The organism is Methyloversatilis thermotolerans (genome assembly GCF_000372885.1).
GTDB classification, from domain to species: domain Bacteria; phylum Pseudomonadota; class Gammaproteobacteria; order Burkholderiales; family Rhodocyclaceae; genus Methyloversatilis; species Methyloversatilis thermotolerans.
In genome coordinates, this window is record NZ_KB889967.1 from 833,079 (window position 1) to 847,753 (window position 14,675).

Sequence of the window (14,675 nt, forward strand, 5' to 3'; positions counted from 1 at the left end):
GCCCGTGGCCCGCATCAGTGGGAGAGGGGCCGGGGGTGAGGGCGAGCAGGCTTGCCCGAGGTCAGCGGTCGCCTTCCGAGAACACGGCATTCAGTGCGCCGAGCAGGGCCTCGGCGGGGACCGGTTTGTAGAGCACCGGCAGGCCGCTGGCGCGGGCGCGCTGGACGCGATCTGGAGCGGTATCGCCGGTGATGAGCAGCGCCGGCAACGGCCGGCCGGCGGCGGCGCGCAGCGAGGCAATCAGGGCGAGGCCGTCTTCTTCGCCGCGCAGGCGGAAGTCGCACACCAGGATGTCCACCGGCTGTGCGCGGTCGGCCTGGGTCTGCAGAACCGCGTGCGCTTGCTGCGCGCCGTCGGCAGTGACCGCGAGCATGCCGGCCTGTTCCAGCACGGCGGCTGTGGAGGCGCGCACCTGTGGCTCGTCGTCGATCACCATGACGCACAGTCCGGGATGACCGGTGTCGTGGCCGGCCGGCCTGGCCTCCACCCGCGGCTGTGCGGCCGCGGGCGCGCAGGCAAGGGCCTGCAGCCGGAACAGCGTGCCGCGGCCCGGTCGCGAGCGCACATCGACCTGCAGTCCCATCAGATCGGCGAGGCGGCGCACGATGGCGAGACCCATGCCGAGACCGCGCGCGCGGTCGCGTTCCGGATTGCCCACCTGGTAGAACTCGTCGAAGATGCGTGGCAGTTCGGCAGCCGGAATGCCGCTGCCGGTGTCCCACACTTCGATCAGCACCTGTTCGCCACGCTTGCGTGCGGCGAGCAGCACGCCGCCATTCGCGGTGAATTTGAGCGCGTTGTGCACCAGATTGCCGAGCAGCCTTTCCATCAGTGCCGGGTCGGCGGAGATCCAGTGCGCCCCCGGACGGAAGCGCAACATCAGTCCGCGTGCTTCCGCCTGCGGTCCGAAACTGGCGTCCAGGGCGCGGCAGAGCGCCGCCACCGACACCGGCTCGCGGCGTGCCACGATGACGCCCGCGTCGAGCCGGGACACTTCCAGCATTTCATTGAAGGACAGTTCGAGCGCGTTCACGCACTGCATGAGATTGCCCGCCAGCGCGTGCGCCGGATGGCCGGCCAGCCGCCGTTCGAGAGCGGTGCCGAACAGTCCGAGTGAATGCAGCGGCTGGCGCAGGTCGTGACTGGCCGACGCGAAGAAGCGGATGCGCTCGGCGCTGGCGCGGCGGGCGATTTCGATCTGTTCCTCGAGCTGACGGGCGAGCGCCTCCTTTTCGTAGCGGCTGCGCAGGGCCTCGGTCAACAGACGGTGCTGCTGCAGCCCGAAGTCCAGATTGACATAGAGATAGACCAGCGCCGACACGCCCATGAACAGTTCCAGCGCGCCGCCCTGCCACAGCATGGCGCTGGACAGCCCGAGCATGACCGGAATCGGAAAGCTCAGCAGCGCGCGCCGGTGCGGCGCGAGCGAGGCGATGGATCCCGTGGTCATGCCGAGCAGCACCAGCATCATGAGTGCGGTGACCAGCGGACTGTCCTCGGGGAAGAACAGCCAGGGCGCGAGGCCCCAGATCGACGCGTTGAGCAGCAGGGCTCGCGCGTACCAGTTGCCGGCCGCATGCGCGTCGCGCGCAGCGGCTGGCGTGCGCAGGTAGCGCCGGCAGCCGAGATAGCGCCAGAGCTGGCAACTGTGCAGCAGTGCGGCCCACAGCAGCGCACCGCGGTCGCCGGTCTGTGCCCAGGATATGGACCAGAAGCCCAGCCCGACAACGAAGGCGGCGATGGCACCGCTCCAGCTCGTGCGCATCATGGAATCGACCTGTTCGCGCAGGATGCGCGCGTCGATGTCATCCGGAAGCGGCGGGGCCGGGACGGCGCCGGTCATCAGCGGAACAGGCTGATCAGGTGGGAGCGGGAACGTACGTCGAACTTCAGCATGACCGAGGACACGGCATTCTTGATCGTACTGACCGCCAGCCCGAGTTCATTGGCGATCTGCGTGTTGCTCAGGCCCGCCAGCAGCAGTTCCAGGACCTTGAGCTGGGTGGCGGTGAGGCCGTCGGTGGACGGACCGCGGGGCGTTGCGCCATGCGTCCCGTTCGCGCCGTGACCATCGGCGGTCGTGGCGGGCCTGTCCGCGGCGCTCCGGCGGGCGTCGAGCAGGCCGACGATGGCGGCGCGCGCGCTGTCGGCATCCGCGGTCTTCGGAATGAAACCGATCGCGCCCAGTGTGAGCGCCTGTCGCATCACGAAAGTGTCTTCGCTGCCCGAGAACACTGCGATGCGCGCCTGCGGAAATTCGGCCAGGAAACGCCGCAGGCCCTGCAGGCCCAGGCTGTCCGGAAGCCTGAGGTCGAGCAGTACCAGATCCGGCGGAGGCATGCAGCCGGCGTATTGCGTCAGCGCTTCATCGAGGCTGGCGGCTTCCAGCCATTCCACATCGGTCAGGTCCGCGGACTGGGCCAGCACACGCAATCCCGCCCGGGTCAGGTGGTGGTCGTCGACCACCAGAAGGGTTCGGGTCATGGCGTCCTTGAGGCAATCCGCGTGCGGTGAAATATCACGATTGTTCATCGAAAACGGTGAATCCGGGGGCCGGATGAAGGAGTGTCGGCACCCGCCAACGGAGCGTCAATGAAATAGATCACCTTGTGAATCATGCAGATGAATCCCGTGTCGTGACCGAAGCGCGCCCTGATCACGAATGGAGCGCGGCCTTTCGTAGGAGCGCGCACCGCTCGCGACCACACTCCCGGACGAAGCCGGCGGCCCGCATCAATCCCATCGCGGCCAGAGGCCGCTCCCACAAAAGCTCGCTCAGACCGCCAACGCAGCCGGTTGTCAGGCCCAAAACAGCTCGCTCAAACCGCCAACGCAGCCGGGGTTTGGTGGGAGCGGGCTTGCCCGCGATGCAGCCTGGAACGAAGCCCGCGGCACGCCCACGCCGCATCGCGACCTTGGGGGTTGCTCCTACAAGAACGTGCCCAAACCACGAACGGAGCCGGGTTGTCGTAGGAGCGAGCCCCGCTCGCGACCCCGCCATCGAACGAAGCCCGCGGCCGGCATGCGCCGGGTCGCGACCTGGCGTCGCTCCTACAACAGCTCGCTCAAACCGCGAACGGAGCGGGGATCTGGTGGGAGCGGGCTTGCCCGCGATGCAGCCTGGAACGAAGCCCGCGGCACGCCCACGCCGCATCGCGACCTTGGGGGTCGCTCCTGCAACAGCTCGCTCAAGCCGCGAACGGAGCCGGGGTTTGGTGGGAGCGGGCTTGCCCGCGATGCTGCTTCGAACGAAGCCTGTGGCCCGTACACGCCGCGTCGCGACCTTTCAATTCGGTGCCTTGTCATACCCAAGGTGGTGCACTCGGCCTATATTGAGCGCCGATGAAAACGCTCACCATCATCGCCAACAGTCTGGATGCGCGCATGTTGCGCGATGTGCTCGCGCTCGAAGGTCTGCATGTGAAGCTGGTGCGGGCGCGCGGCGATGCGCGTCGCCACGGGGCGGTGGTTCTGCAGATCGCCGAAGCGGAACTGGAGCGCGGGCAGGCGCTGCTTGCGCAGTGGCTGGTGGAACATCCGTCGGCCGCGCCGCCGGGCCCGACCGGCGACGCATGAGCGCGCGGATCGCCGTGCCGGCATGGCTGCGCCGCCATCCGGTGTTCGCCATTGCGCTCATGCTGGTCGCGTCGCTGTGGCTGCTCGACCGTCTGTTTCCGCCACCGCTGCCGCAGCACGACGATGGCTTCATCGTGCTCGCGCGCGATGGCAGTCCGCTGCGCGCCTGGCCGGGGCGGCGATGGAGCATGGCGCTATCCGGTCACTCTCGACGAGGTGTCCCCGCGCTATGTCGAGGCGCTGATCGGCTACGAGGACAAGGGCTTCCACTGGCATCCGGGGGTGAATCCCGCGTCGCTCGCGAGAGCCGCCTGGCAGTGGGCGACACATGGCCGCATCGTATCCGGCGGGTCCACCCTCACCATGCAGGTGGCGCGCATTCTCGAACCGGTGCCGCGCACGCCGCTCGGCAAGCTGCGCCAGATCGCGCGCGCGCGCTGCAGCTCGAATGGCGGCTGTCCAAACGCGACATCCTGACGCTCTACCTCAATCACGCGCCCATGGGCGGCATCGTCGAAGGCGTGGAAATGGCGAGCCGGACCTATCTGGGCAAACCGTCGCGCGATCTGAGCCACGCCGAGGCGGCCCTGCTGGCCACCTTGCCGCGCGCACCCAGCCGTCTGCGGCCGGATCGCTCCCCGCAGGCGGCACAGCAGGCACGCGACCGCGTGCTGGCGCGTCTGCAGCGTTTCGCCGTCTGGACGCCCGAGGTCGTGGCCGATGCGAGGATGGAGCCGGTAATCGCGCAACGCCTGCAAGGCGCATGGCTGGCGCCCCTCGCGGCCGAGCGGCTGCGCGGTCAGATGCGTCGTGGCGGGGCGCCGGAGCTGGTGCGCGTGGCCAGCACGCTGGACCGCGAGTTGCAGGCAACGGTGGAGCGCCTGCTGGCTGACCGCGTGTCGACCCTGCCGCCGCGCGTGTCCATCGCGGCGCTGGTGATCGATGTGGAATCGCTGGAGGTGCTCGCCTACGCCGGTTCGGCCGACTTCTCCGACAACGCGCGCGGCGCCCATGTCGACATGGTGCGCGGCGTGCGATCGCCCGGGTCGGCACTCAAGCCCTTTCTGTACGCGATGGCGCTCGACCGTGGCCTGATCCATTCGGAAAGTCTGCTCGTCGACGCGCCGCAGGCCTTCGGCGACTACCAGCCGGGCAATTTCCAGGCCGATTTTTCCGGGCCGGTCAGTGCGGCGGAGGCCTTGCAGCGCTCGCTCAATGTGCCCGCGGTCGACCTGCTGGAACAGATCGGTCCGGCCGATTTCACCCGCCGCATGAATGACGGTGGCGTGCGCCTGCGCATCGCCACCGGCGAACAGCCCAATCTCAGCCTCATCCTCGGTGGTGCCGGCGTCACGCTGGAAGAACTGGTGGGCGCCTACCGCGCGCTCGCGGCCGGCGGGCTCGCTGGCCGGCCGCGGCTCACGCCGGATGCAGCGCGGCAGGAAGCGCGCCTGATGAGCGAAGGGGCGGCGTGGATCGTGCGCGACATTCTGGAAGGGGGCGGCCACCCTGATCGCCCCTTCATCGAAACCGGGAGCGCCGCGCCGCTGGCCTGGAAGACCGGCACCAGCTTCGGTTTCCGCGACGCCTGGGCGGTCGGCGTGTCCGGCCGCCACGCGCTCGGTGTCTGGATAGGCCGACCGGATGGCACGCCGAATCCGGGTTTTTTCGGGGCCAATGTCGCGGCGCCGCTGTTGAAGGACATTGCCGGAGCGCTGCCGCGCACGGTCGCGCCGTCGCGTGTCAGGCCGCCATCGGTGCAGCCGGCCGACATCTGCTGGCCGCTTGGCGGGGCCGCTGTCGACACGCCTGCCGCTCTTTGCCATGTGCGCCGCACCGCCTGGTCGCTCGCGGGGGCGCTGCCGCCGACTCGCCCCGATCGCATCGACGGCAGCAGCCTGCGGCAGACCATCTGGGTCGCGCCGGACAGCGGTTTGCGCACGGTTCCCGGCTGCGGCGGCGGTGTTCCGCGCGACATCGCGCGCTGGCCGCTGCTGTTGCAGCCCTGGCTGGACGGGGTGCTGCCGGCGGAGCAACGCATCCCGGACTGGCTGCCCGGCTGCGCGCCCTCCGGCGGCGCGCCGGCCGGCACGCTGCGCATCGTCGGCATCGGCGATGGCAGCCGTCTGCGACCGGCGCCCGGCCATCGCCATGTGGTGCTGCAACTGCAGGTACGCGGCGCGCAGTCGGAGGCTTACTGGCTGCTCGACGGCCGGCGGGTGCGACCCGACGCGGGTGGCCGCCTGCGCCTGGATGAGGCCGGCATGCACAGGCTCACCGTGCTGGACGCGGGCGGGCGCTATCACAGCGTGCGCTTTGCGGTGGACATGCCGCCGCCGGTGACACGGTGACCGGTAACGGACATCCGCCGGGCGGCGTCCGGGGACCAGGGGCGCAGGGATTCGCCATGACTCGCCGGCACGCGACGCGCGGTGCAGCCACGTAAGTCATATGGATGATTGACGGCAGCCGGGTGGCCCTCTAAGAAGGGGCATGAGCAGGCGATCCGCCAGAGATCGCGAGGAGGGGGCGGCACCCCGGGTCCCGTCCGTTCCGTCAGCGCCGTGCCGCGCACCTGCAGCATCAGGGAGGAGGGGATCATGGCCCGAAAGGCGCTTTGCATAGGCATCAACGATTATCCCGGTACCTCCAGCGATCTGTCGGGCTGTGTCAACGACGCGCACGACTGGGAAGCCGAACTGGGCCGGCGCGGTTTCGAGGTGCGCACACTGCTCGACCGGCAGGCGAGCAAGGCGGCGATGGTGGATGCCATGGACGCGCTGATCACCGCCGCCGGCTCGGGCGACACGGTGGTGATCACCTATTCCGGCCATGGCACCTGGGTAGCGGACAAGGACGGCGACGAAGTCGACGCGCGCGACGAGGGCCTGTGCCCGTGGGACATCGGCAAGGGGCAGGTGCTGCTCGACGACGAACTGCACGATCTGTTCGGACAACGGGCGGCTGGCGTGCGGGTGCTGCTCATCTCGGACAGTTGCCATTCCGGTTCGGTCAGTCGCGGCAGCACGCCCGATCTCGACCCGGACATGCCGCGCGCACGCTTCCTGCCGCCGCAAGCGTGGATGTCCGCCGCCGACCTGCCGCGTCGCACGCCGCGCGCAGTACGCAGCGGCCTGAGCCGAGCCGGTGGCGACCTGCTGATGGCCGGTTGCCAGGACAGCGAATTCAGTTGGGACACCCGCTTTCGCGGACGGCCGAATGGCGCCTTCACCTACTACGCGCTGAAGGCGCTCGCGACGCTGAAACCGGACGCGAGCTATGCGCAGTGGTTCAAGGCCATCACGCCGCTTCATCTTCCCTCCAACAGTCTGCCGCAGACGCCGCAGCTTTTCGGCTCGGCCACCGCGCGACGCTGGAAGGTGTTCGCCTGACGGCGCGACGGATTTTCCGGACTCCACACCATGACCGATGCAGACAAGCGTGCCGCGCGGCCGCTCTCCCTCGTTCTGCCGCTGACTGCCGTCACGGATGAACGCAGCGCCCGGCCTGACACCGTGCAGCCGCTCGCGCTGCCGCCGGTACTGCGGCGCGCCGGCAGCCGTGATGAGGCCGGTTCGACGACGGCGGCCGCGCTGTTGCCGAATGTGCGGCCGCTGCGCCAGTGGGCGCTGCAGCCGGCCGGCCGCAGCGCAGATGCGCCGGCACGCGAGGCCCTGCCGGCCGACCAAAGGCTGCTCGCGCTGGAGGCGGAGGATGGCACGACGGTGTTCATGCGCGCCGATGCGCTGGCCGAAACGCTGGCCACCGTGCAGCCGGATACGGTGAACGCGGATGGCGTGGTCGACTTCGCCCGCTTTCACGATCCCGAGGCAGCCAGTCGCGGCGTGCGCGAATGGATATGGAAGCGGGTGACCGAGCTGGCGGTGGAGCCGGACGAGATCACCGACCGCGCGACCCGCCTGCTGCGCGAAAAGCTGGGCGATCTGGCGCTCGACAAACTCGAGGACGCGCTGGTGATGCGTGCGTCCACCCAGGGCGCCGCCGCCTTGATGGCGGCGATCGAAAGCACGCTGGCGGGGGCGCCCGGCCTCTACCGCTGGGACGATGGCGGGCCGCTGCGGGCCGAGCGGCGCGTCCTGCCGGGCGATGCCGACATGGCCGCGCTGCGGGGCCAGCCCGTGCTGCTGTTCATCCACGGCACCGCGTCCAGCACGCTGGGCAGCTTCGGCGAACTGGCCTCGAGCGAGCTCTGGCCTGCGCTGGCTGGGCACCATGAGGAGCGGGTGTTCGCGTTCGAGCATCGCACCTTCTCGGAAAGTCCGCTCGACAACGCGCTGGCCCTGGTTCAGGCCCTGCCCGACGGCGCTCGGCTGCACCTGGTGACTCATTCGCGCGGCGGTCTGGTCGGCGATCTGTTGTGCCTGGCCGCGAGTGGCGACGGTCTGGACACCGCGATCCGTGATTTCCGTCGCCAGCCGCGGCCGGACGAACGGGCGGTGGACGCCGGGCTGGACAAGGAGAAACGGGACGCCATGAGCGCGGCGCGCGAACAGGTCGCGCGCCAGGAACAGGACACGCTGCGCGCGCTGATCGCATCGCTCAAGAGCAAGAACATCGCGGTCGAGCGCTATGTACGCGTGGCGGCGCCGGCGGCCGGCACCTCGCTGCTGTCCGACAACCTGGATGTATTCCTGTCCTGCCTGCTCGATCTGCTGCGGCGCGCCGTGAGCTGGGCCGGCGGGGCGGCCGCCGGCGCCCTGGTCGGACCGGTTGCCGCGGCCACGGTGAAGGAGGGGCTGGATCGCACGGTGCGCACGCTGGCGCGCGTGGTGGTGGAAATCGCGAACCGGCGTGTGCTGCCGCAATGCATGCCCGGCATCGAAGCCATGCTGCCGGATTCACCGCTCACCGATTTCCTCGCGCGCGCGCCGCGACAGGGCTCGGTGCGCATGGCGGTGATCGCCGGCGATATCGAGGGCGGCGGTCTGCTCAAGCGGCTGGCCGTCATGTTCACCGACTGGATGTTCTTCGACCGCGCCAACAACGACCTGGTTGTGGACACCCGATCCATGATTGCCGGCATGGCCCGGCGCGGTGCACATGCGCGCGTCGTGCAGGGGCCGGACGTCAGCCACTTCCGCTATTTCGTCAATCGCGACACGCGCGAGGCCCTGCGCGACTGGCTCACCGAAAACGTGCTGCCCCCCGCCGGCGACTGGAACGACCTCGCTGCCGGTGTGCCGGCGCTGGCGTCGCGCGGCGACCCTGCGAAACGGCCGGACAACACGCGGCCGGTGGTCGTGCTGCTGCCCGGCATCATGGCTTCGCATCTGGAAATCCGCGCCGACGCGTCGGCAGAGCCGGGCAGTGGCGAACGCATCTGGCTGGACCCGCAGGATATCGCCCGCCGCGGGCTGGGGCGCATCGCCATGGCGAGCGAGCACGTGCGCGCCGAGGAACTGATCGATTCCGCCTACGGGCGGCTGCGGAACTATCTGCATGACAGTCACCATGTGGTCGCGTATGCCTATGACTGGCGGCAGGCGATCGCCGATGAGGCCGCGCGGCTGGCCGGCGAGGTGGAACGGCTGCTGGATGCGCATCCCGACCAGCCGCTGCGTCTGCTCGCGCACGGCATGGGCGGTCTGCTGGCGCGCGAAATGATCCGTCAGCGGCCCGATCTGTGGTCGCGCCTCACCGCGCATCCGGGAGGCCGTCTGGTCATGCTGGGCACGCCCAATCGCGGCGCCTTCATGATGGTGGACACCCTGCTCGGACGATCCGACTCGGTGCGCCTGCTGGCGCGCGCGGATCTGCGGCGCGACCTGCAGGCCGTGCTGGACATCGTGGCCGGCTTCGACGGCGCGCTGCAGTTGCTGCCCATGGATGGCACGGCAAGTGTCGGCGGCGAGGACTACAGCGTGTTCGACGCGGCTCTGTGGCAGGAACTGCGCGCGCTGAATCCCGCCGGATGGTTCCGCACGCGCGACATCGGCGCCCGGCCGTCGGCGCAGGCGCTGGCCGGGGCCCGTGAGTTCTGGAAAACACTCGACGCAGCGCCGTTCGCGCACGCGGATCGCGTGAACTATGTGTGCGGGCAGGCCGACATCACGCCGAGCGGTGTGGTGGTGCAGGGTGCGGCGGGCCGGCAGGTGCTGGCTTCGGAGGGCACACCGTATGGCGACGGATCGGTCACCTGGGAATCGGCGGACTTCAACGGCCTGAGCGATGAGCGCTGCTGGCTCATGCCGGTGGATCATGGTGCGCTGGCGAATGCGCCGGAATTCTTCGATGACATACATGCGCTGCTGGAAGCCGGGCGGCCGCTCAAGCTGTCACGGCTGGCGTCGGCGCGCGGCGACGTGCGGCCGCTTCCGCGCAGCTACCAGCCACAGCCGGTGCCGGCGTATCCGGGCGAGCGCGAACTGGTGGCCGCGGTCGTCGGCGGACGCCTGCCTCCGCTGCGCGCGGCGCGCCGCCGGTCGGAATTGAAGGTGAGTGTGCGCGCCGGCGACCTGCGCTTCCTGTCGGTGCCGGTGCTGTGCGGCCATTACATCGGCGATCCGATCGCCGGCGCCGAACGCACGCTCGATACCGACGTGGTGGATCATGCATTGACCTTGCGCGAACGGCTGGGCGTTCACGCTGGTGCGCTGAATACCGTATCGCTGGTGCTGATGCCGCGCACCCCGGACGAAATCCGGCGCGGACGCGGTCGCGGCGCGTTGATTGTCGGCCTGGGCGAATTCGGCGAACTGAGCGCCGCGGAAGTGCGTGAAACCGTGCGCAGCGGTGTGCTCAGACTTCTGCTGCACGCGGCCGACCGCGATGTCGAACAGGTCGGTCGCGGCGCCGGGGTACCTCCGCGGCTGCATCTGGCCAGTGTGCTGATCGGCTACAACTCGACCACCACCATTTCGGTCGATGAATCGGTGGTGGCCATCACCCTCGGCGTGATCGATGCCAACCGGCAGTTCGCGCAGCGCCGCAGCGACCATCGCCAGCCCGTGGTGCAGGTCGGTTCACTGCAGTTCATCGAACAGTTCGAGGATGTGGCGGTGACTGCGGCGCGTGCGGTGCGCGAGCTGCCGCGCACGCTCGAGCGTCCGCTTTCCGCCGCGGGCTACCGGCTGGAGGCCGGCGCCGAACTGCACTACGGCGAGGGTGTGCGCGCGCGACTGTCGGTAGCGATGTCGGCCTCCTACTGGCCCCGGCTCACGGTGAGCGATGCCGACCGCAGCGAATCTGCCTGTTCGCCGGAATGCTATGAGTTCCGCAGCGATTCGCCGCTGTCCGACGACGCGATGGATCGGCTGCTTGCCGCACGCGGCATGCGCCGGGTAGCGATCGAGGGCGTCGCGGCGCAGGCGTCGCCGCGTGCCGCGCGCCGCTATCCGCTGCGCCTGAAGTACCGCTACGAAGGACAGCGGGCGCGCGTCGAACTCGAGATGCAGCAGCGCCAGCCCGGTCTGGTGGAACGGCTGGTCGAACTGGAAACCGGTTCCACCCGCTTCAATGCCGCGTCCGGATTCGGGCGCACGCTGTTCCATCTGCTGATTCCGCCGAATCTGAAGAGCGTGGCGCGCGAGGCGCCCAATCTGATGCTGGTGGTCGATGGCTATACCGCCAATCTGCCGTGGGAAATGATCGAAACGAATGGCGAGCCGCTGGTGCTGAGCACCCGCCTGATCCGTCAGCTTGAAACCCGCTTTTACCGTCCGCGGGTCCAGAGCATACGGCGCAGCAGCGCGCTCATCATCGTCAATCCATCGACCGAGGGCTATCGCAGCGAATTCGCCGGAGGACCGGTCGGCAACGATCCGGACCGCCTGCCGTCGCTGCCCGGCGCGGAGGAAGAGGGGGCTGCCATCGCCGCCATACTCGAGGCCGACAACTACGACATCGTGCGCGCGAGCGCGGACAGTCGCGCGTCCGATGTCGTCGCCAGACTGTTCCAGCAGTCGTATCGCCTGCTGGTGATCGCGGCCCACGGCGTGTTCGAGGTGACCGACCGGCAGGGGGCACTGCGCAGCGGCGTGGTGCTGTCCGACGGCCTGTTGCTCAGCGCGGCGGAGGTCGGGCAGATGGAAGTGGTGCCCGAGGTGGTATTCCTCAATTGCTGTCATCTGGGCGGCATCAGTCGCGGCGCCGGCTGGGCGCCGAACCGCCTGGCCTACAGTCTGGCGCGCGAGCTGATAGAGATGGGCGTGCGCTGCGTGGTGGCGGCGGGCTGGGCGGTTGACGACGCGGCCGCCCTCACTTTTTCCAGGGTGTTCTTCGACCGCTTCGTGCGGCTCAACAAGCCCTTCGGTGAGGCCATCCACCAGGCGCGGCACGAATGCCATGCCCGCCATCCCGACTGCAACACCTGGGGTGCCTACCAGGCCTATGGCAGCCCGACCTTCACCTTGAAGCCGCCGGAAGACGGGGACGGCGGCGACTTCGCACCGGTGTCGCCGGCGGAAGTGATCGACTGGCTGGACGGCCTTCGGCTCGATGCCGATCTGCGTGGCACCAGCGAGCGCGGCTACGCCGGACTGCTCAAGCTCATCCGAAGTCGCATGAACCGGGTGCCGGAGCACTGGCAGCGCCGGGGCGACGTGTCGCTGGCCTTGGCGCGCCTGCACGACCTTTATGGCGAGGCCGGCTTCGACAACGCGCGCCGCGCCTACCTGGATGCGATCGCGGCCGACGCCGAAGAGCGCGACGGCTGCACAGCCCTGCTGGCGATCGAACTGCTGGCGCGGCTCGAGGCGCGCACCGCGGAGAATCTGGCACGCGCGCACGGCGCCAGCGAGGCAGCACCAGGGAAGACGACGCAGAGTACCCAGGACGAAGCGGCTCGCGGCAGCGAGAGGCTGGCCGAAGCGGGCCGGCGCGCGCACAGTGCGGTCGGCCGCATGCGGGCGCTGGTGGACCTGACCGACGGAATGTTCGACCGGGTCACCCTCCGTCGGCGCTGCGTGCTCGGCAGCGTGCTGAAGAGCCTGGTGCGCGTGATGCTGTACGCCGGAGAAGAGTGGGCAACGATGGCAGCGGTGGTGCGCGCTGCGCGCGATGCCTACGCCGCGGCGGAAGGAGGAGGCGGCCGCGAGGGCGATCATCCCTATGCCACGCTGAACCGCCTGCAACTCGACGTCGTGCTCGGGGGAGCAGCGCTTCCGCAGCAGACGGATACGCTGGCCCTGGTCCGCCGCTGCGGCGAGCGCGCGCGCAAGGCCTTCGCCGACGACATGAATTTCTGGGATGGCATGACGGCGATCGACGCAGAGCTCACCGCAAGCCTGCTCGCCGGCGGCGCGGCGAGCAGCGGCGTGCAATCGGAGCAAGAGGCAACGCCCAGGCGTCACCGACGCGCATCGACCGACGGCTCCGCGCCGGGCGCGGAGACGAATCGGCAGACGAGTGAAGAGGCGAAGGCACTGGCCGCGCGCTATATCAGCGAAATCGAGAGCCTCAAGCCAGACCCGGATATCGCCATTTCCGTGTTGCGACAGATAGAACTGCTGCGCGATCTGTTTGCCAGGGCATCAGGTCAGGATGACAGCAAGACGATGGCAACGCGGAATCTGCAACTGCTGTCTGTGCTGGCCGGCGAACTTGCAAATCCTCTGTAGGCGCGACCCCAAGGTCGCGACGCGGCGTGCGCTGGCCGGTGGCTTCGTTCTGGGGTGGGGTCGTGAGCGGGGCTCGCTCCCACGACAGCCCGGCTCCGTTCGTGGTTTGGGCGCGCTGTTGTAGGAGCGACCCCAGGTCGCGACGCGGCCTGCGCTGGCCGGCGGCTTCGTTCTGGGGTGGGGTCGCGAGCGGGGCTCGCTCCTACGACAGCCCGGCTCCGTTCGTGGTTTGGGCGCGCTGTTGTGGGAGCGACCCCCAGGTCGCGACGCGGCACATGCCGGCCGCAGGCTTCGTTCGGAGGTGTTGTCGCGAGCGGGGCTCGCTCCTACGGGACACCCGTGTCGTTCGCGGTCAGGGCGCGCTTTTTCGTAGGAGCGACCCAAGGTCGCGACGCGGCCTGCGCTGGCCGGTGGCTTCGTTCTGGGGTGGGGTCGCGAGCGGGGCTCGCTCCTACGACAGCCCGGCTCCGTTCGTGGTTTGGGCGCGCTGTTGTAGGAGCGACCCCCAGGTCGCGAGGCGGCACATGCCGGCCGCAGGCTTCGTTCGGAGGTGTTGTCGCGAGCGGGGCTCGCTCCTACGGGACACCCGTGCTGTTCGCGGTCAGGGCGCGCTTTGCCGCAGGCGCGACCCCAAGGTCGCGACGCGGCCTTGGCTGGCCGAGGTCAGCACTTCGCGTAATCGATGTAGCCCTTGTTGATGTCGGCGATCTTGCGCTGCAGTCGATAGACGCCGCCACCTTCGCGGGTTTTCGAGGCGTCGGTATTGCCTTCTATCGTGTGGATCAAGCCGCCTTCCACGCGCTCGACCAGACCGGTGTGTCCGGCGCCTCCGCCGTGGTCCATGATGAATATCATGCCGGCACGCACCCGCGCCGGGTCGTCGATGGCTTCCTTGCGCGTGATGCGCTGTGCGCCAGCCGATACCGCCCGGTTCCAGTGGGTGAGACAGTGCGCGGTGCGGAACATGGGATTGGCACGGCGCAGCTTCTTCGCGGCCTCGTCGAAGTTCCAGTAGACGAAGGCGCAGCACCAGGGATTGCCGGCGGCGACCCCGGCGCGCTCCAGATAGGCCTCGACTTCGGGGCCGCGGTTGGAGTTGCGCGGCTGTTCGCGTACGGCGCGATCGGCCTCCCGACCGGCAAGATCCAGTACCGACTTCAACAGCGCAGAGCTGGCGCGACCGCTCGCTGGGACGGCATTCGCGCCGAACAGCGCCTGCCAGGTCAGCGCACCGACTTCGCCATCCACCTTGAGCGGGCGACCGCTGCCGTCGACATGGCGCATCTGGAACAGCTTGACCGTCTGTTTCATCTTCGGTCCGAAATCCGGACTGTCGGGGTCCAGACCCGGACCCTGTCCCGCGCGCAGCGCGAGCGCCTTGTTCAGTGCCTTCTTCAACGCACGGACGATGCTTGCGTCCGCCTCACCCTGCTTGATCAAGCGTCCCGGATATTTCATCGCCATCTCCCTGAAGGAAGGAGGGTCCATTCTGAGCGGGTATTTTCGCCCTGTGCAGGGCCA

Annotated in this window: 8 protein-coding genes; 5 read left to right on the forward strand and 3 right to left on the reverse strand. The window is 69.2% G+C overall.

Annotated elements, in window-relative coordinates:
- Positions 1–61 precede the first annotated feature (61 nt).
- Both A3Q7_RS0103375 and A3Q7_RS0103380 read right to left on the reverse strand, forming a co-directional pair.
- Positions 62–1,843, reverse strand: a complete 1,782-nt coding sequence (locus A3Q7_RS0103375; protein WP_018410441.1) for an ATP-binding protein — start codon at positions 1,841–1,843, stop codon at positions 62–64.
- A complete protein-coding gene (locus tag A3Q7_RS0103380; protein ID WP_026224439.1) occupies positions 1,843–2,484 on the reverse strand; it encodes a response regulator transcription factor in 642 nt (213 codons plus the stop codon). The genes A3Q7_RS0103375 and A3Q7_RS0103380 overlap by 1 nt, the downstream gene beginning before the upstream one ends.
- Positions 2,485–3,342: 858 nt before the next feature.
- Between A3Q7_RS0103380 and A3Q7_RS0103385 the strand changes: the two genes are divergently transcribed.
- From A3Q7_RS0103385 to A3Q7_RS20220, 5 genes are all read left to right on the forward strand, one after another.
- Positions 3,343–3,576: a hypothetical protein gene (locus A3Q7_RS0103385; protein ID WP_018410443.1), complete on the forward strand. Its 234-nt coding sequence runs from the start codon at positions 3,343–3,345 to the stop codon at positions 3,574–3,576.
- Positions 3,577–3,699: 123 nt separating this feature from the next.
- Positions 3,700–4,053: a transglycosylase domain-containing protein gene (locus tag A3Q7_RS21255; RefSeq protein ID WP_269745082.1), complete on the forward strand. Its 354-nt coding sequence runs from the start codon at positions 3,700–3,702 to the stop codon at positions 4,051–4,053.
- Positions 4,050–5,927, forward strand: coding sequence for a penicillin-binding protein 1C (pbpC, locus tag A3Q7_RS19310; protein ID WP_269745093.1), 1,878 nt, complete (start codon positions 4,050–4,052; stop codon positions 5,925–5,927). Before A3Q7_RS21255 ends, pbpC begins: the two co-directional genes overlap by 4 nt.
- Positions 5,928–6,176: 249 nt before the next feature.
- The gene (locus A3Q7_RS0103395; protein WP_018410445.1) at positions 6,177–6,968 is read left to right on the forward strand and encodes a caspase family protein; all 792 of its coding nucleotides are present in this window, start codon (positions 6,177–6,179) and stop codon (positions 6,966–6,968) included.
- Positions 6,969–6,998: 30 nt separating this feature from the next.
- On the forward strand, positions 6,999–13,154 hold the full coding sequence (locus A3Q7_RS20220; protein ID WP_018410446.1) for a CHAT domain-containing protein: 6,156 nt from the start codon (positions 6,999–7,001) through the stop codon (positions 13,152–13,154).
- A gap of 663 nt (positions 13,155–13,817) precedes the next feature.
- Here the strand turns inward: A3Q7_RS20220 and A3Q7_RS20225 are convergent.
- The gene (locus tag A3Q7_RS20225; RefSeq protein WP_051079159.1) at positions 13,818–14,612 is read right to left on the reverse strand and encodes a CHAP domain-containing protein; all 795 of its coding nucleotides are present in this window, start codon (positions 14,610–14,612) and stop codon (positions 13,818–13,820) included.
- Between the last annotated feature and the right edge of the window lie 63 nt (positions 14,613–14,675).

Coding starts and splice junctions, on each gene's coding strand:
- A3Q7_RS0103375 (WP_018410441.1), bottom strand. CDS start 1,843: ATGACCGGCGCCGTCCCGGCCCCGCCGCTTCCGGATGACATCGACGCG.
- A3Q7_RS0103380 (WP_026224439.1), bottom strand. CDS start 2,484: ATGACCCGAACCCTTCTGGTGGTCGACGACCACCACCTGACCCGGGCG.
- A3Q7_RS0103385 (WP_018410443.1), top strand. CDS start 3,343: ATGAAAACGCTCACCATCATCGCCAACAGTCTGGATGCGCGCATGTTG.
- A3Q7_RS21255 (WP_269745082.1), top strand. CDS start 3,700: ATGGCTTCATCGTGCTCGCGCGCGATGGCAGTCCGCTGCGCGCCTGGC.
- A3Q7_RS0103395 (WP_018410445.1), top strand. CDS start 6,177: ATGGCCCGAAAGGCGCTTTGCATAGGCATCAACGATTATCCCGGTACC.
- A3Q7_RS20220 (WP_018410446.1), top strand. CDS start 6,999: ATGACCGATGCAGACAAGCGTGCCGCGCGGCCGCTCTCCCTCGTTCTG.
- A3Q7_RS20225 (WP_051079159.1), bottom strand. CDS start 14,612: ATGAAATATCCGGGACGCTTGATCAAGCAGGGTGAGGCGGACGCAAGC.